Below are 17527 nucleotides of genomic sequence, written 5' to 3'. Positions count from 1 at the left end.
TTATTTTTTCAGATATTGAAGAATATTTTCGAATGCCTCCATGCAGGTGTCAATGATCTCCGCCAGATCATAGGTGCCGAAAGCCGCCGGAAAATTGCTGGAAAACAGAATCTGTGCCGTTGGCGCAAACTCCTCGTCCCCTCTCCAGAATAAGAAACGAATGGACAGTCCGTCCAGAAATTCAAATTCCCATGCCTCATCTGCGCCGTGAATATGCTCCGCGCCGATATATTCCATAATATCCCCGAATTCATCCAGGTGGCTTCCAAACCGTCTGGCAAGACGGCTCAGGCATCGTTCCTCAAACTGCCGCGCATATACCTCGCCGCTGGGCAGTTCCCGGAATGCCATAAATTCCCCGTTCTGCGGAAACACTGTCGCGTGAAGGAGATATCTTCCAATCAGAATTCTTCCGGAAGGAAGGCTTTCGAGCCGATATGGATCCTCTCCATCAGCAGCCTCGATCCTCATGCCGGGATGTGAGACATAGTATTCCTTTCCCATAAAGGAGACGCTGAACCGTTCGAAAATATAGTCAAAAGGAAGTCCGAGTCTGTTTGCGATATGTGTAGGCTCCGTCTCTGCATATTGAGCCTGATAATGCCTGAACAGTTTCTCCTCGGAGACATCTGTCCCGTTCTCTCTGTCGAATGTACTCATTTTCATTTATCCTCACTTGATAAACTGATCAATTGCTCTGTTCAGCTCTTCGATTTCCTTCATGTCTCCGCTCTCAATGGCATCAACCATGCAGTGTTCCAGATGATCTTTCAGGATCACCTTTCCTGTGCTGTTCAGTGCGGACTTGACCGCGGCAAGCTGAATCAGAACATCGCTGCAGTCCCTGCCCTCCTCTACCATTCTCTTCACCATGGTGAGATGACCAATTGCCCTGGAAAGACGATTGACTACCGCTTTCGTGTTCTGGTGTGTATGCGTGTGGGTATGTTCGTGGGTATGTGTAATCTCTGTTCCGTCCTCCAGCACATGCGTGTGCCGGACATTAGACAGAACGGTGTCTTTCTTCTGCTCCGTCATTTTTCCTCCCTTGTGTCCGATGTTCTTCCCAAAAGATAACGGGTCAGCCGTGAAATCCTCAGGTTCACGCGGCAGACCCGTCTCTCTTTTCGTTGCATGACTTCTTCATCCAAATTCCCTCATCCGAATCTCTCCGATGAGGGTTTGATGATATTGAATTTAAATGGTGATAATGCTGCCAAGATCGATATCCTGGCTCATCGTTCTCCGGAATTCCAGATATTCCTCGTGATAGACCGCATTTCTTCTCTCTCTGACACGATGGATCAGGGTGATCGTCAGCGCCCAGAACAGAAGGAATGTCCATACAAACAATACCATGAACGGCGTGATGATATCAATATATCCCGTCGCCGCATTTCCTGCAGCGACCGTTACCGCGGGAGCGGTGCTCTGTTCGCCGCCTGCGGCCGTACCCGCATTCTGCTGTTCTGACGAAGCGGTATTTCCATATGCAGCCTGTGTGCCCGCAGATCCGGAGACCGTCTGTGTGCCGGTGGATGCTGAAGCTGCTGCGCCGGAACCGGCAGCCGCAGAAGAAGCAGCGTTCCCGGTGGATGACGATGAATTGCGGACAACCGTTCTGCTCGTTCCTCCGCCTACCAGATCGCGCCCGGCTGCAAATACGCTTGTTGCACAGCCAAACATGCTTAATGTAAGTGCAACAGTGATTAATATTTTTGTAACTTTCCTTCTGGCCCCTCTCATTGTAATACTCCCTCTTTCCTCTGTATAACCAGTCGGGAATCCCTTATATTCTCTGACTGATACCGATTATATCACAGTTCCCGCAGCAAAAAAAGCCTTTATTTTAAGGCTTTTTACTTTTCTGTCGCACCATGTACAGGTAGTGGCATCTGCATGCAGTCACCACAAGATCTTGCGTAACAACGCGTAACAGCGTGTAAAATTCATTAATATCTATGTAACAAAATTCCCGGGCGAACATGCCCGGGAATCGGTTATTTACGCGAACAGTGAGCCGCAGCCGAATGCGAAGTATTCGTGTGCGGCGAGCGTCGCGATAGCGAGATAAAACTCGCGCAGCGTGTTTTATCTCGTTGCGGCAGTTTACACTACAAAAATATATCTTTCATTGCTCGATCCTGAAATACGAATCGGATATTCCTGCAGCGCAGATCTTAAGCTTATCTTTGGCTGCCCGATCTTGAAACATCAAACCAGATATTGCGGCAATGCGAACTGCGAGAGGAATTGTGAGAAAATGCACGATTTCCATGAAGCGTTGCAGGAAGAATCCTCAGTCGCCGGGAAATTTCTCTCACAGATCACCGATAGATCCGGATCAGCCGCAGGAATTTCACGATTCTCCCTCCCATCGGGAACCGGTACATCTCCTCCTCTGTTGTCTTTGAAATGACGACATAGGATACGAGATAGACAACAATCGCAACCAGAATCGCCACAAGCAGACCGATGAACGGTCTCCTCGTAAGATGGAACAGCGCCGTGTAGATGAGCCAGGCGACAGCCCCCATGATCACGGACGATGCCAGAGGCTCCACATATGTTTTCCGGATCTCGTGCCTTGTTCTTAAGTGTTTCTTCATGGACAGAATGTTCAGGAAGCAGCATACCAGCGAGAAAATGATATTGGAGAGCATAACCGCATAAATATCAAGTCCGGGTCTTGCGAATAGCATAACCGCGAGAGAAGCCAGATTGACGACAAGCGAAATTCCTGCATTGACCAGAGCCACATGCTGCTTTCCGATTGCTTGAAGCACGCCTCCCGTCACAATGGAGAAGGAATCCGTCACAACGAAGACGGAACCGGCGAAGAGCAGCTTCTCCGCCAGCTCACTTGCTGACGGAAAGAGCACGCCCATGATTGGTTTCGCGAGAACCGTCAGTCCGATCATGCACGGAATGCAGATGAACATCGTCAGACGAAGTGTCTGATTTACCTGGCGGTTCAGCTCATCGAGCTGACCAATTGCGTATTTCCCTGATACCTCGGGCATCATGGCAGAGGTACTGGCGGAGGCCATAGCCAGCGGAATCGAGACAAGGGGAACATAGTAATTACTGTATTCTCCGTAGGCAGCGGATATGGAATCCGCAGACATTCCATTAAACCCCTGGATTGCCGAGTACAGATAACTGTCCGCATATGCACTGCAGTTGTAGATAAATGAGGTAAAAATGATCGGCGTGATCATCAGAACGAGCATCTTCAGGATCTCCTGGTAGCTCTGCTCCGAGGATCTGCGGTCATGCGCAATTTTTCTCCGGAAATAGCCTCTGTTCAGCATGTACACAAATGTCATGAACAGAAGTCCGACCACAACGCCCGCACCGGTTCCGATGGTTCCGCCCATGGCTCCGTAGATGGCAGCTCTTGTGCCGCCCTCCGGCGCAAGATTGCGGATCAGAATCCATGCCGCCAGAATACTGACGATCGCGTTCATGATCTGCTCCAGGATCTGCGAGATGGAGGTGGGCGTCATCGTCCGGTGTGCCTGAAAATAGCCTCTCAGTACGCCGAGGATCGCGGAGAGAAAGATCGTCGGTGCCAGCGCGCGAAGCGCGGGAAGTGCATTCTGCTGGTTCTGCGGAAGAAGGATTGCGCCACCGAAAAAGCAGATCAGTGCCGTGACTCCTCCGACAATGACCGCATAGAGCATGGCTCCCCGGAAGACCTTATGTGCTCCCCGGTATTCTTTCTTTGCAAGCATCTCAGAGATAATCTTAGATGTTGCCATTGGAATACTGTAGGAAGAAATCAGAAGAAGAATCGAATACAGATTGCTTGCGTATCCATAATACCCAAGTCCGACCGACCCCAGAATACTTCCGAGAGGTCTTCGGTAGAGAAGACCGATGACGCGTGAAATGATGGACGCGATCATCAGAACGGACGCGTTTTTTACGAGTGAATTTGAACTTTTCCCTGACATGGTATCCGTGCTCCTGCTAATATTTCCATCTACCGGCCACGGTCCGGCCGGTCTGTTTTTCTCATTTTCCGGCGATATTCTCGATCTGCCAGTCAATGGGTTCTATTCCGTTCTCCTCGAGATACCGGTTTGTCTTCGAGAAGGGTCTGCTTCCGAAAAAGCCCCTGTACGCGGAAAGCGGACTCGGGTGCGGTGACTTCAGCACAAGGTGCTTCGGATTATAGATCATATCCGCCTTTCTCTGGGCAGGTCTGCCCCACAGAATAAACACCATCGGCCTGTCCTGATCCGCAAGTACACGGATCGCCGCATCGGTAAACTCCTCCCATCCGATATTCCGGTGAGAATTTGCCTGATGAGCGCGGACCGTCAGAACCGTATTGAGCATCATAACGCCCTGCTTCGCCCACTTGACCAGATAACCGTTGTCCGGGATGTAACACCCGAGATCATCGTGAAGCTCCTGGTAGATATTTACGAGGGAAGGAGGGATCTCAATTCCCGGCTTCACGGAAAAAGAGAGTCCGTGAGCCTGCCCCGGCTCGTGGTACGGGTCCTGTCCCAGAATGACCACCTTCACCTGATCCAGCGGTGTAAAATGGAAGGCATTAAAAATGTCCCCTGCAGGAGGATATACTGTCGCCGTCCTGTACTCCTGATTTACGGTTAAAAAAAGTTTCCGGTAATACGGCTTGGAAAATTCCGGTTTCATAGCCTTTTCCCAGCTTCCGGTAAGACCTGCCATCTCCTGCTCCCTCCTGCTGTATTCATCCGCCTGTCATAATTCTTGCCTCAGACCAGTCTCACGGGCACCCCGTGCTCCTGCAGATACTTCTTGACCTGCCGGATTTCCAGCTCCCTGTAATGAAACAACGATGCCGCCAGTGCCGCGTCAGCGCCTCCCACTGTCAGCGCCTTGTAAAAATCCTCCAGACTTCCGGCACCTCCGGAAGCAATGACCGGTATTCCGACCTCCCTGGAAATCGCGCCGGTCAGATCCAGGTCATATCCTGCCTTGGTGCCGTCACAATCCATGCTGGTAAGCAGGATCTCTCCGGCGCCACGGCGTTCTGCCTCGGCGGCCCATTCTACCGCATCAAGTCCCACATCGACCCTGCCGCCGTTCTTATAAACCGTCCAGCCCTCTTCGCCGGGCCTTCTTCTTGCATCGATCGCCACAACAACGCACTGGCTGCCGAACTTCATAGCTGCTTCACTGATCAGATCCGGGTTCTCAATGGCGGAAGAGTTAATGGAAATTTTATCTGCGCCCTCACGAAGAAGAGCCTTGAAATCCTCCACAGTGCGGATGCCTCCACCCACCGTGAACGGAATGAAAACATTCTCGGCAACCTTCCGGACCATATCCACTACGGTGTTCCTGTGATCACTGGAAGCGGTGATATCGAGAAAAACGACCTCGTCCGCACCCTCTCTGTCATAAGCCTTCGCGACCTCCACCGGATCTCCGGCATCCCTGAGATTTACAAAGTTCACGCCTTTTACAACCCGCCCGTTCTTGATATCCAGGCAGGGAATGATTCGTTTTGTAAACATAGCATTCTCCATGAGTATTTTGAATATTTAATTGCTTAGATCTGTATTCGCTTAGATCCGTATTCGCTTAGATCCTTATTATTGATTGCTTAACTCCATTTCCCGGGATCATCGTTCTGCTTATCAAAGCCCGGCAAAGTTTCTGAGAATCGCAAGCCCGGTGTCAGAGCTCTTCTCCGGATGGAACTGGGTTGCAAACACATTGCCCTTTTCAACGGATGCATGGATTGTCACGCCGTACTCGGTGGTCGCGGTAACGATGCTTTCATCCGCGGCTTTCAGATAATAGGAATGTACAAAATAGACATAGGACTGTTCAGGGATTCCTCGGAACAACCTGCCGGTACCGTTCTGCCGGACCAGATGAAGCGAATTCCAGCCCATGTGGGGAATTTTCCGATTCTCCCCGTCAGGGATACGAAGGATTCTGCCCTTCAGGATTCCGAGACCTTTCACCCCCGGAGATTCCTCACTCTCGTCAAATAAAAGCTGGAGACCGACACAGATTCCAAGGAAAGGCTTGCCGCTCGATGCGATCTCACGGATGACCGGAACAAGCCCGAACTTCTCCAGATTCTGCATACAGTCTCCGAAATTTCCGACTCCGGGGAGAACCACTTTATCCGCGCTCCGGAGTACTCCGGCATCTCTGGTCACCGTTACCTCCTGTCCGAGTGAAACGAACGCTTTTTCAACGCTCCTGATATTCCCCGCATCGTAATCAATTATCGCTATCATTCCTTGAATTCTCCATTTTCAGATGTTATGATAATTAAGTCTGTCTGCCGCACGCCGGCTTTTCCTGCCGGCTGCGTGACCTTCTTTCAGGACAAATTACATCGTAACTTATTTTTTTCACGAATACAAGAGGTTTTCATATGTCATCAGACACCCCGTCAAAGGATACCGGAGCAGTTCGGAGTCATTCCCGAAATTCCCTGAAAATACAGCATTCGCTGCTGCTCCTTCTGGCAGCGCTCATCTGGGGCACCACCTTTGTGGCGCAGAGCATTGCCGCGAAGAGCATCTCGCCCTTCACCTATAACTTCTGCAGATTCTACGTCGGTGCTCTCGTTCTGCTGCCAGTCGCAATTCTGGTGGGAAAGAAAGATCCATTAGCTCCGAACTACACCGGCGCTTCGATTCCAGGGATGCGTCCGAAGAAATCACGGACCCGGGATCTCCGGATCTGCGGGATCGCATGCGGCATACTTCTCTTTCTTGCCGGCGGCTTTCAGCAGGCAGGCCTCGAATACACAACCGCAGGAAAGAGCGGGTTCATCACTGCCCTGTACATTATTCTTGTGCCGGTCTTCGGGCTGTTCCTGCACAAGAAGTGTCCGCCTCTGGTCTGGATTTCGGTTGCCCTCGCTGTCATCGGATTCTATCTTCTCAGTATCAGGGGAGGATTTTCCGTGAACCGCGGTGATCTTCTGACGCTGTGTTCTTCCTGTATGTTTGCCATGCACATCCTGACGGTGGACCATTTCATTCCACGCGTGAACGGAATCCAGCTCTCCTGTATTCAGTTTCTGGTATCCGGAACGCTTTCCGTGTTCCCTGCCTTTCTTCTGGAGACTCCTGACATCTCCTCCATCGCGCAGTGCATCTGGCCTATCCTCTATGCGGGAATTCTTTCCTCAGGGGTGGCCTACACCCTTCAGATCATCGGACAGCGGGGCCTTAATCCGACACTTGCCTCACTTCTGATGAGCCTGGAATCGGTCATCTCCGCCATATCCGGCTGGATCGTCCTCGGCGATTCCATGTCACCGAAGGAACTGACCGGATGTATCTTCGTATTCACCGGGGTCATTCTGGCGCAGCTTCCTTCCATCCGGAAGCTCCATAAATAACTGTAGAATTGCGAGTGCTCCGGCACGATGTCAGCCATAGCTTGTACAATTTGTGGAACGATGTATCGTATTGCGGTTATTATCGAACGCGGGAAATTACCGTCTTCCGATGATGGACACTGCGTCAGATCATGGACACCGCCTTATCGGATGGATTAAAAGAAGACCGGGTATCGATCCCCGTCATCAGGGATCGGTACCCGGTACTTCTTTGTACGTGCGTTATGGATATATGTCAGCTTTCTCCGCCGTCTTCTTCCGAATCCGCCGGCTTTTCGATTCCCATTCTCTTCAGAACCATCTCATAACCGTCATTCCCATAGATCAGCGAACGGTTTACGCGGCTGATTGTCGCCGTCGAAGCGCCCGTTTTTCTGGAGATGTCGAGATACGTCTTCTTCTCTCTCAGCATCTTTGCAACCTCAAAGCGCTGTGAGAGGGAAAGGATTTCATTGATCGTGCACGCATCCTCAAAGAACGTGTAGCATTCATCCAGCGTGCGCAGCGTCAGAATAGCCTGAAACAGCTGATCCACCTCTTCCGTATGAATATCTTTGCTCATTTTCTCTGCTCCCAAAATTATTATTTCGTCACGCAACCGATGTATCTCTGATACTTCACAATTTCACAGTATCAAAGTGACTGCTAAAATCATGTTACCACTTTAGTGTACCGCAGTCAAGAACAGCTCATTTTCGCAAGGCGCATACAAAGCCTGATAACGGCTGCCATGAAAAAAATTGAGAAAATCCCGGGGCAGGAATCTGTTTCGCTGTTTCAACGCAACCGGTGTGACCGCGATTGCATATTTTCAGCGCGCGGTGATTTTATTCTTCTGGCGATTTTCATTCTTCTCTGGAAAAATAGTTGTCTGCCGCCTGGATATCGCGGTCCATCTGCTCCTTCAGCTCATTGATGTCCGAAAATTTTTCTTCCGGTCTCCGGAAGGACAGAAGCTCTACTCTAGCCTCCTGGCCGTACAGATCCAATGTACAGTCAAACAGATATGTCTCCAGTCCGACCGCTGTGCCGCCGACAGTCGGCTTGATTCCGATGTTTGAGATTCCCTGATACCACCTGCCAGCCACGAGGGTTCTGGAATAGTAGACGCCCCGGGGAGGAGTCATCTTGACAGGATCCGGAATCTGATTGATGGTGGGAAATCCGAGGGAATGTCCGAGATGCCTGCCATGCACAATCTTTCCCGTGATGAAGTACGGCTGTCCGAGCAGCCTGGTGATTTTCTCCATATGGCCCAGCGCCAGTTCCTCCCGGATATAGCTGCTGCTGATATCCTTGCCGTGATATTTCTCCTTCGGAAGCACCTCTACCAGGAATCCGTACTTCTCTCCCATCTGCTTCATCAGTTCCGAATCTCCCTTCCGGTCTTTCCCGAAATGGAAGTCCATTCCCATGACGACTGCCGATACATGAAGCCTGTCCAGCAGAACCTCACGGACAAAATCCTCCGGCTCCATGCTGCGCATTCTTTCTGTAAACCTGCACTCAAACAAAAGATCCACATCCAGCTCCCGGAGAATCTCTCTTCGCTCTTCATTTGTCATCAGCATCTTCGGCCGTCGTGCCCCCATGCATACCTGGGGCGACACCTGAAAGGTAAAGACAGCAGTCTTCCATCCGTGCGCGCGGGCAATCTCCTTCACCCGGGCGATCAGCTTCCGGTGGCCCTTATGAACGCCGTCAAATTTTCCAAGCGTAACGACGCAGCGCTCTGCGCCGGTATATTTTTCCACTTCCTGTATATATTCCAAAGCTGACGCTCCTCAAATTTTAACTCTGCATTCATCATCCGGGTCATAGAACATCCTGACCGGCTTCAGTAAACCGCCGGGTGTCGCAGATTTATAAATTCCGATAAAAACGCCTTCGGAATCAAAAAGCCTCACCCGCCGTTTCTCTTCTGCGGACTGACCTGTAGCTCTCTCGACCTGAAATCCGGTCTCCGGATCCCCGTCCCTGTCATCTGCAGCATGGACTCCATCCTCCGGATTCCCGACCCTGTCCTGTATCACATAGTGTCCATCCTCCGAAACCCGGCTCCCGTCCTCTATAACACGGACTCCATCCTCCGAAACCAGGTCCCTGTCCTGTATCACGCGGTATCCCTCTTCGGGGATCCGGTTCCCGTTATGGGCGAGACGGTCTGTCCCGGCCGAAGTGCGGACCAAAGGATAATCAAACAGCCGGTAAACCGGAATCAGAATATCGTTCCATTTCCCTTCTCCGGTTAATCGGGCAACCTCAGAAAGACGAAGCGAATCCTCAATGTGAAACTGTCCGACGCGGACCCGGGTGAGTGCTTCCATGCAGCCTCCGCAGCCCAGCCTTTCCCCGATGTCATGGCAGAGCGTCCGGATATAGGTGCCCTTCGAGCAGGTTACACGGATAACCGCTCTCGGCAGATTGCAGGAGAGCAGATGGATTTCATAGAAATGAACCGGCCGGGCCTTTCTCTCCACCGTCTTTCCCTCTCTGGCAAGCTCGTACAGCTTCTTCCCGTTAACCTTCAGAGCGGAGTACATCGGCGGAATCTGCATCTGTGCGCCCTCAAAGGATTTCAGGCAATTCTCCAGATCCTCCTCATCGCATGTCACCGCATGCTCGGACAATACCTCTCCGCTGATATCCTGCGTGTCGGTGTCCTTTCCAAGCAAAAGCACTGCCTCATATGTCTTCGTCTCATCGGTCAGAAGCTCCACGAGTCCAGTGGCCTTTCCCACACAGACCGGAAGGACGCCTTCAGCGTCCGGATCCAACGTACCCGTATGACCGATCTTCCTCTGATGCAGGATGCCTCTGAGCTTCGCGACAACATCGAAGGAGGTATAGCCCTTCTCCTTGTATATGTTAATGACTCCGTTTTTCATTGTTCTCCCTGCTGATGTCCAACCCGTTCGGTCGAACGGACGTTTTCTCTGCTGATGTCCAGTCTGTTCGATCGAACAGACGTTTTCTCTGCTGATGTCCAGTCCGTCCGACCGGTCAGACGAGTTCTTTTTCCAGATACAAGGTCAGATTATTGACAACATCGTAACAGGATCCCTGCATCGTCACGCCTGCCGCGCGCGCATGCCCGCCGCCGCCGTATATCTGCGCAACAACACTCACATCCACTTTGTCGACAGAGCGCAAAGAAACCTTCCATGTTCCGGTTTCCAGCTCATACATGAAAACAGAAACCTCTACTCCCGCCGTATTTCTCATCTGGCTCACAATTCCGTCCATGTCCGCCGGCGAAGCATTGTAGAAGTCCATATCTTTCTTGCGGATGCAGGAGACAATCATTTTCCCGTCAAACATAAGGAAACTTTCCATAAGCGCTCTTCCGAGGAGTTGATTCTGAATAAAGGTTTTCTCATAATATGTACTGTCTACAATTCTACTGAACGGGATTCCCTTCTCCATCAGAGACGCGGCGATTCGCATCGTGCGGGGTGACGTACAGGAGTACTGGAAAACCCCTGTGTCATGAACAATGCCCATGTACAATGCCTCTGCGCACTTCTCCCCGATTTTCTCCGGATCCAGAAAATTCCAGACAACCTCACAGGTGGAACTGAGATCCGGATAATTAAACAGCCAGGTGTAGTGGTCACGGTTCGTCTTGTGGTGATCCAGACAGAGAACGCGGTCTGCAGTCTTCAGCAGAGCTCCGGCAACACCGATCCTGTCCTGACTGCTGATATCCAGAAGAATCAGCAGGTCATACCGGATTGCAGAGCAGACCTGTCTCGCCTTGTCAATATCCTCGATCATGTCAAAGGAACTGCGGGGCTTTTCGAGATACACGTCCGCGCTGATCTCCGGATAATTATCCCGCAAATACAGGTACATACCCATGCACGACCCGACGCAGTCGCCATCTGGGTTAACGTGTCCCGCAATCGCGACTGTATTTACATCCTTTAAAAATTCATCAATTTTCCTCTGCATGCTTTCCTCTTCGATCCTGTTCCATGACCTCATCAATCCGTTTTGACATCTCAACACCATATTCTATCGATTCATCGAGCTTAAAATGAAGTTCTGGTGTGTTTCTCAGATTCAGATTCACAGCGAGCATATGGCGGATGAAACCGGAGGAACTTTTCAGTCCCTCCATTGTATCTTCCTTCGCCTTCTCATCTCCAAGAACGCTGATCATGACCTTGCAGTTTTTCAGATCTGTCGCCACTATGGCTTCCGTAACGGAAACGACCGGAGCGATCCGCGGATCTTTCACTTCATTTCGGATGATATTGCTCAGTTCTTCCTTTACTGATTCATTAATTCTTATGTTCTTGACACTGTTTTTTCTCAACGCGGCACCTCGACCATAGCATATGCCTCAACCTGGTCGCCTTCCCTGACCTCATTGAAGCCTTCAAACACCAGACCGCATTCATAGCCGGCCTTGACCTCTTTTACATCGTCCTTGAAACGCTTCAGACTTGCGAGGTCTCCCTCGAAAATCTGCTTGTCTCCGCGGCTGATGCGAACCTTGCACCCTCTCTGTACGATTCCATCGAGGACATAACTTCCGGCAATGGTTCCGACTCCGGATGCCTTGAAGAGCTGGCGTACCTCGGCATGACCGATGACCTTCTCCTCGTAAATCGGCTCCAGCATTCCCTTCATCGCTGCTTCGATATCATCAATTGCCTGATAGATTACCTTGTACAGACGCACATCTACTTTTTCCTGTTCTGCCAGGGCTTTGGCGTTCGCGTCCGGACGAACATTAAATCCAATCACGATCGCGTTTGATGCCGCCGCAAGTGTGACATCAGACTCATTGATCGCGCCGACTCCGGCGTGAATGATCTTTACAACTACTTCATCGTTGGAAAGCTTGAGCAGGGACTGACGAATAGCCTCTACCGATCCCTGTACATCCGCCTTGATAACAAGCTCAAGCTCCTTGACAGAGCCGTCCTGAATCTGGCTGAAGAGATCATCCAGAGACATCCTGGACTTGGTCTCCTCCAGAAGCTGATTCTTGTGCTCGGCGGTAAAGGTTGCGGCAAAATTCTTCGCCTCCTTGTCTGTCTCCATAGCTACCAGCGTCTCGCCCGCATCCGGAACACCGTCAAGTCCCTGCACCTCAACCGGGGTGGACGGGCCTGCTGTTTTTACACGTTTTCCGTTCTCATCAGTCATAGCACGGACTTTTCCCGAGCATGCGCCGCAGGCAATATAATCGCCGACATGAAGGGTTCCCTTCTGAACGAGAAGGTTCGCTACCGGTCCCTTGCCCTTATCCAGCTTCGCCTCAAGGACCAGACCTCTCGCGAGACGGTCCGGATTCGCCTTCAGTTCCATGATATCCGCCGTAAGGAGAATTGTCTCCAAAAGATCATCAAGACCAACTCCGGTCTTCGCGGAAACCTCGACCATCTCCGTCTGACCGCCCCAGTCACTTGCAATCAGTCCATACTCTGTGAGTTCCTGTTTTACCCGGTCGACATTTGCTCCCGGCTTGTCGATCTTGTTTATCGCAACGATAATTTCAACGCCGGCTGCCTTCGCGTGATTGATTGCCTCGATGGTCTGCGGCATTACACCGTCATCCGCCGCTACGACAAGTACCGCGATATCCGTGGACTGAGCTCCACGAAGCCGCATCGCCGTAAACGCTTCATGTCCCGGCGTATCCAGGAAGGTGATCTTCTTGTTGTTGATATTAACGACATATGCGCCGATATTCTGTGTGATTCCGCCGGCTTCCTTTGAAGTCACATGTGCGTGACGGATCGCATCGAGCAGAGATGTTTTACCATGATCGACATGTCCCATGACACAGACTACCGGAGGACGCGGAATCATTTTGCTTTCATCCTCTTCATCCTCTTTCAGCATCTCGGCAATGACATCCACCTTCTCCTCCGGCTCACAGAGAATATCATATGTCATAGCGATCTCCTCTGCCTTCTCGTAATCGACCTCCTGGTTGACGGTATACATCTCACCCTTCATGAAGAGATCTTTCACGATGACGGACGGCTGCATCTTCATCTTATCCGCAAGCTCGCGGATGGTAACTTTCTCCGGGATCTTGATTTCTGTCACCTTTTCTTCCTTCTTCTCCTCTTTCTTATGCACCGGTCTCTGCAGTGCCTTCGGGATCAGATGTCTGTTGTTGCGTCCATTTCCTCTGTCGCTGGTGTATTTGTTGCCGCGAAGATCATTCTTGTTCTTGTCTTTGTCCTTATTGTGTCCGGCACCATCTCTCGACGGCTTCTTGAGCCCCATATCCATCGCAGCGCCCTGACCGCCCTTGTGATCACTGTGCTGTCCTCTGGAGTGTCCCGGGAAACGATTTCCCTCTTCTGCGTCCTTACCGCCGAACCCAGGTCTGTTTCCTCCAAAACCAGGTCTGCTTCCTCCGAATCCCGGACGGTTGTTGCGGTCGCCAAACGGTCTTCTTCCCTGACCGCCGTTATTGCGGTCTCCGTAGCTTCTGCCCTGACCGCCGTTATTGCGGTCTCCGTAGCTTCTGCCCTGGCCGCTGTTATTGCGGTCTCCGTAGCTTCTGCCCTGACCGCCGTTATTGCGGTCCCCGTAGCTTCTGCCCTGGCCGCTGTTATTGCGGTCTCCATAGCTTCTGCCCTGGCCGCTGCTGCGGTCTCCATAGCTTCTGCCCTGGCCGCCGTTATTGCGGTCTCCATAGCTTCTGCCCTGGCCACTGCTGCGGTCTCCATAGCTTCTGCCCTGGCCGCTGCTGCGGTCTCCATAGCTTCTGCTCTGGCCGCCGCCATTCCGGTCCGCGTCGTTTCTGGTGCCCTGGTTCTGCCATTCCGAACTCTCGCCAGCGGCAGCAGATGCTGTTCCGGCAGCCGGTCTCTCCTGAGATGCTGTCTCATGCTCACTCTTCTCAGCTGCTGTTGCCTCACTCTGTGGTGCCCCGTTCTTTCCATTCGACACTTTCATTTCTGTAGCCGTGCCCGCCGAAGAGCTCTTTTCCGCCATTCCCGCAGCGGATGAATTGATTTTTGCCGATTCCGCAGCATTCGTTTTTGCAGAAGCCGTCTCAGCTCCGATTGTCTCAGCAGTTGCTTCCGGCTTTGCCGCCTCTGTCACAGGAGTGTTTCTGACAGCACTCTTCTTTGTTTCCGCCGGAGCAGGTTTCGGAGCCTCCTCAGTCCGGATAACCGGATGCGGTCTCGGCACCTTCACAATCGGAGTTCCGGCAGACGCACGGTTGCCGACAGGGCGTCCACCGCGGCTGCTCTCCTGCATCACACCGCGTCGGGAGCCTTCCACGCGACCGGCGGCACCATCTGTTCTTCCGGTCTTCTCTCTGGTTTTCTTCTTTTTATCCTTATCCATGACCTGATGGAAGCTCTTACCCTCTTTACTGGATGCATTCTGCGGGTGAAAAACAGCGATCAGTCTTTTCTTTTTCTTTACCGGTTTTGCTTCCTTCTCTCCCTTTGCCGCACTGTCTTCTCTGGAGGTTTTAGATTCCTCCGCCTTCGCTGACTTTTCTATCTTATCGTTTACAATCTTTCCTTCATTTTCATTATTATTCAATGTATCGCTTACCTCTTTATTTCAATGAATCCTGATCTGTCTGTGTTTATATCTGTTCGCTCTCCGATCCCAGAAGGCTTCGGATTTCCCGTGCCAGGTTCGCGTCTGTGATTACCAGCGAAGAACGCTCCCCTTTTCCGATTAGAGCGCCGAGCTCCGATTTCGGAAGAAATTGCATAAACGGAATACTCCGGTAAGCAGCCATATCGCGGAATTTTTTCTTTGTATTTTCCGATGCGTCTTCCGAGACGATCACCAATTCCGCGCTGCCTGCCCGGATTGCCTGTTCTGCGGCGAATTCCCCGGCAGCGACTTTTCCGGCCTTCATGGAGATACTGATCATGAACCGTGCCTTTCTACTGTCCAATCTGTTTCATCTCCTCCTCAAGCCTGTCATATACCTCGTCAGGAACTGCGCAGCCCAGAGATCTTTCTATACCGTGATTTTTCCTTGCCTTTGCCAGACAGCCGGGATCTGCGCAAATATACGCGCCCCTTCCATTCTGCCTGCCTGTCGGATCCAGCCGAATCTCGCCTTCCGGCGTTTTCAAAACGCGGATCAGTTCTTTCTTCGTCTTCTTGGAACGGCATCCGACACAGGTACGCATCGGTATTTTACGGGTTATACTCAATGAACGCCTCCCTCGCCAGCTTATGCCTCAGGTTTGCTGTCTTCCTCCGTGTCAGGATCAGCTCCAGCCTCATCTGCGTCATTCTTATTCGCCGCGGCGCTGTCTTCTTCCGTTTCCGGAGTGTCCTTCTCACCGTCAGAGGAATCCTCAGATCCGGTCTCCAGATCTGATTCTTCCGTATCTGTGGTATCTTCGTCATCTTTCATATCTTCAGCATCTGCAGAAGCGCTGTCTGCGTCGGACGTTTCTGTGGAGTTCTCCTCGCCGGATCCGGCCTCTTCGGATTCTTCCCTGCCGGATTCCTCCTCGTCATAGTCGTAATCCTCATCGTCCTCATCGTCTTCCGCGTATTCATCAAACAGACCTTCTTCACGCGCCTGCGTCTCGCTCTTGATATCGATCTTGAACTGCGTCAGATGCGCCGCAAGGCGGGCATTCTGGCCTTCTTTTCCGATCGCCAGGGAAAGCTGATAATCCGGGACGATGACAAGTGCCTGCTTCTCATCCGGATCCGCAAGAACGGAGATAACCTTTGCCGGAGAAAGCGCATTTTCGATCAGATATGCCTGGTTCTCATCCCAGTTGATGATGTCGATCTTCTCACCATCCAGTTCATCCACTATCGCGTTGACACGGGATCCGTTCACACCGACACAGGCTCCCACAGCATCAACATTCGGCTCATTGCTGTAAACAGCGATCTTTGTACGCGATCCGGCCTCACGGGCAATTGCCTTGATCTCAATTACACCGTCACGAATTTCCGCGACCTCTTCTTCGAAGAGCCGCTTCACCAGCTCAGGATGTGTGCGGGATACAAGGATCTTAGGACCCTTCGGGGTATCTCTCACCTCCAGCACATAGACCTTGACTCTTTCCGTAGGCTTGAACTTCTCGCCCTTTACCATTTCCTTGGCCTTCAGAATCGCGTCTACCTTGCCGAGATTTATGCTGACATCCCTTCCGATATATCGCTGAACAACACCCGTGACAACCTCATGTTCCTTCTCATAGTACTCATTGTACAGGGATTTTCTCTCTTCCTCGCGGATCTTCTGAAGTATAACGTTCTTCGCGTTCATGGTTGCAATCCGCCCGAAGCTCTTGGACTGGATCTCAACATTCACTGTGTCGCCGATCTGCGCACCGGAATTGATCTTGAACGCCTCCTGCTGTCCGATCTCTGTGACCGGATCCTCCACATGCTCTACCACTGTCTTGGCGGAAAGAATGTGATAATCACAGGTCTCCGGATCAATCGTGACCGTTACATTATCCGTACGGTCATACTGATTCTTGTAGGCCTGCAGAAGAGACTGCTGAATTGCCTCCAGAAGAGTGTCCTTGCTGATCCCCTTTTCCTTTTCAAGAGTATTCAGAGCTTCCAGTAACTCGCTGTTCATTTTTTCATTATCCTCCTGGTCTTAAACCAACTTATATTCAACCGTTAAAAATCAAACGCCATACGGATCAGGGCGATCTCCTTTTTGTGAAAGGTCATCGGCTTCTCAGTTTCATCTTCCACGATGCTCACCGTATCCTTATCATAGCCCGTCAGCACCCCGGTAAATTCCTTTGCGTGATCAATAATCCTGAACGTGCGGATCTCAATTCGCTGTCCCATTGCACGCTGATAATCCCTTTCCTTCTTCAGCGGTCTTCCAAGTCCGGGAGAGCTGACCTCCAGAATATAGGAATCCTCGATAAAATCCTGCTCATCAAGCTTTTCACCGAAAACCCGGCTGATGTCTTCGCAGTCGTTCACCGTGATCCCGCCTTCTTTGTCCGCATATGCTCTCAGATACCAGCAGCCGGCCTCTTTGACATATTCCAGATCCACAAATTCATAGTGCATCTCATCCAGAATCGGGATCAGAATCGCTTCCGCCTTCTTCTCGATTGCTTCCGTCTTACTGCTCACGCAATCTCTCCTTTCATAAAATAGGAGTGGACTTTTCTCGCCCACTCCTACCTTAGTCAACTATTAACG

Annotated in this window: 18 protein-coding genes; 1 reads left to right on the top strand and 17 read right to left on the bottom strand. The window is 51.4% G+C overall.

Annotation, left to right across the window (positions count from 1 at the left end):
- From ACTQ1O_RS12665 to hisH, 7 genes are all read right to left on the bottom strand, one after another.
- Complete coding sequence (locus ACTQ1O_RS12665; protein WP_441487566.1) at window positions 1-660, bottom strand: DUF3786 domain-containing protein; 660 nt, start codon at window positions 658-660, stop codon at window positions 1-3.
- Window positions 661-672: 12 nt separating this feature from the next.
- Window positions 673-1038 (bottom strand): metal-sensing transcriptional repressor, encoded by a 366-nt coding sequence (locus ACTQ1O_RS12660; RefSeq protein WP_441098737.1) that lies wholly within the window; start codon window positions 1036-1038, stop codon window positions 673-675.
- 159 nt (window positions 1039-1197) lie between these two features.
- Complete coding sequence (locus tag ACTQ1O_RS12655) at window positions 1198-1746, bottom strand: hypothetical protein (RefSeq protein ID WP_441487565.1); 549 nt, start codon at window positions 1744-1746, stop codon at window positions 1198-1200.
- 581 nt (window positions 1747-2327) lie between these two features.
- Entirely contained in the window at window positions 2328-3959 is a 1632-nt protein-coding gene (locus tag ACTQ1O_RS12650) for a putative polysaccharide biosynthesis protein (RefSeq protein WP_441487564.1), read from the bottom strand.
- 61 nt (window positions 3960-4020) lie between these two features.
- Window positions 4021-4704, bottom strand: coding sequence for a uracil-DNA glycosylase (locus tag ACTQ1O_RS12645; protein WP_441487563.1), 684 nt, complete (start codon window positions 4702-4704; stop codon window positions 4021-4023).
- 47 nt (window positions 4705-4751) lie between these two features.
- Window positions 4752-5516 (bottom strand): imidazole glycerol phosphate synthase subunit HisF, encoded by a 765-nt coding sequence (hisF, locus tag ACTQ1O_RS12640; RefSeq protein WP_441487562.1) that lies wholly within the window; start codon window positions 5514-5516, stop codon window positions 4752-4754.
- A 123-nt stretch (window positions 5517-5639) separates the two neighbouring features.
- Window positions 5640-6254, bottom strand: coding sequence for an imidazole glycerol phosphate synthase subunit HisH (gene hisH, locus ACTQ1O_RS12635; protein ID WP_441487561.1), 615 nt, complete (start codon window positions 6252-6254; stop codon window positions 5640-5642).
- A gap of 140 nt (window positions 6255-6394) precedes the next feature.
- On the opposite strand from hisH, the gene ACTQ1O_RS12630 reads away from it, so the two are divergent.
- Entirely contained in the window at window positions 6395-7372 is a 978-nt protein-coding gene (locus ACTQ1O_RS12630; protein WP_441487560.1) for a DMT family transporter, read from the top strand.
- Between the two features lie 235 nt (window positions 7373-7607).
- Here the strand turns inward: ACTQ1O_RS12630 and ACTQ1O_RS12625 are convergent, their stop codons facing one another.
- From ACTQ1O_RS12625 to rimP, 10 genes are all read right to left on the bottom strand, one after another.
- Window positions 7608-7934, bottom strand: coding sequence for a YerC/YecD family TrpR-related protein (locus tag ACTQ1O_RS12625; RefSeq protein WP_441487559.1), 327 nt, complete (start codon window positions 7932-7934; stop codon window positions 7608-7610).
- 283 nt (window positions 7935-8217) lie between these two features.
- The gene (locus ACTQ1O_RS12620; protein WP_441487558.1) at window positions 8218-9144 is read right to left on the bottom strand and encodes a bifunctional riboflavin kinase/FAD synthetase; all 927 of its coding nucleotides are present in this window, start codon (window positions 9142-9144) and stop codon (window positions 8218-8220) included.
- Between the two features lie 12 nt (window positions 9145-9156).
- On the bottom strand, window positions 9157-10260 hold the full coding sequence (gene truB / locus ACTQ1O_RS12615; protein WP_441487557.1) for a tRNA pseudouridine(55) synthase TruB: 1104 nt from the start codon (window positions 10258-10260) through the stop codon (window positions 9157-9159).
- A 115-nt stretch (window positions 10261-10375) separates the two neighbouring features.
- The gene (locus tag ACTQ1O_RS12610) at window positions 10376-11326 is read right to left on the bottom strand and encodes a DHH family phosphoesterase (RefSeq protein WP_441487556.1); all 951 of its coding nucleotides are present in this window, start codon (window positions 11324-11326) and stop codon (window positions 10376-10378) included.
- Window positions 11310-11693, bottom strand: a complete 384-nt coding sequence (rbfA, locus tag ACTQ1O_RS12605; RefSeq protein ID WP_441475640.1) for a 30S ribosome-binding factor RbfA — start codon at window positions 11691-11693, stop codon at window positions 11310-11312. Before rbfA ends, ACTQ1O_RS12610 begins: the two co-directional genes overlap by 17 nt.
- Complete coding sequence (gene infB / locus ACTQ1O_RS12600; RefSeq protein ID WP_441487580.1) at window positions 11690-14341, bottom strand: translation initiation factor IF-2; 2652 nt, start codon at window positions 14339-14341, stop codon at window positions 11690-11692. The genes rbfA and infB overlap by 4 nt, the downstream gene beginning before the upstream one ends.
- A 610-nt stretch (window positions 14342-14951) precedes the next feature.
- Window positions 14952-15272 (bottom strand): L7Ae/L30e/S12e/Gadd45 family ribosomal protein, encoded by a 321-nt coding sequence (locus ACTQ1O_RS12595; RefSeq protein WP_441475641.1) that lies wholly within the window; start codon window positions 15270-15272, stop codon window positions 14952-14954.
- Window positions 15262-15513 carry an RNase P modulator RnpM gene (gene rnpM / locus ACTQ1O_RS12590; RefSeq protein ID WP_441487579.1) on the bottom strand — a complete coding sequence of 84 codons (252 nt, stop codon included), beginning with the start codon at window positions 15511-15513 and terminating at the stop codon, window positions 15262-15264. The genes ACTQ1O_RS12595 and rnpM overlap by 11 nt, the downstream gene beginning before the upstream one ends.
- A gap of 44 nt (window positions 15514-15557) precedes the next feature.
- Window positions 15558-16940 carry a transcription termination factor NusA gene (gene nusA / locus ACTQ1O_RS12585; protein WP_441487555.1) on the bottom strand — a complete coding sequence of 461 codons (1383 nt, stop codon included), beginning with the start codon at window positions 16938-16940 and terminating at the stop codon, window positions 15558-15560.
- A gap of 44 nt (window positions 16941-16984) precedes the next feature.
- Window positions 16985-17458 (bottom strand): ribosome maturation factor RimP, encoded by a 474-nt coding sequence (rimP, locus tag ACTQ1O_RS12580; RefSeq protein ID WP_441487554.1) that lies wholly within the window; start codon window positions 17456-17458, stop codon window positions 16985-16987.
- Window positions 17459-17527: the final 69 nt, after the last annotated feature.

Source organism: Bilifractor sp. LCP21S3_A7, assembly GCF_052118825.1.
In the GTDB taxonomy this organism is placed as follows: Bacteria; Bacillota; Clostridia; order Lachnospirales; family Lachnospiraceae; genus Bilifractor.
This window is presented reverse-complemented; position numbering and strand designations above follow the sequence as displayed.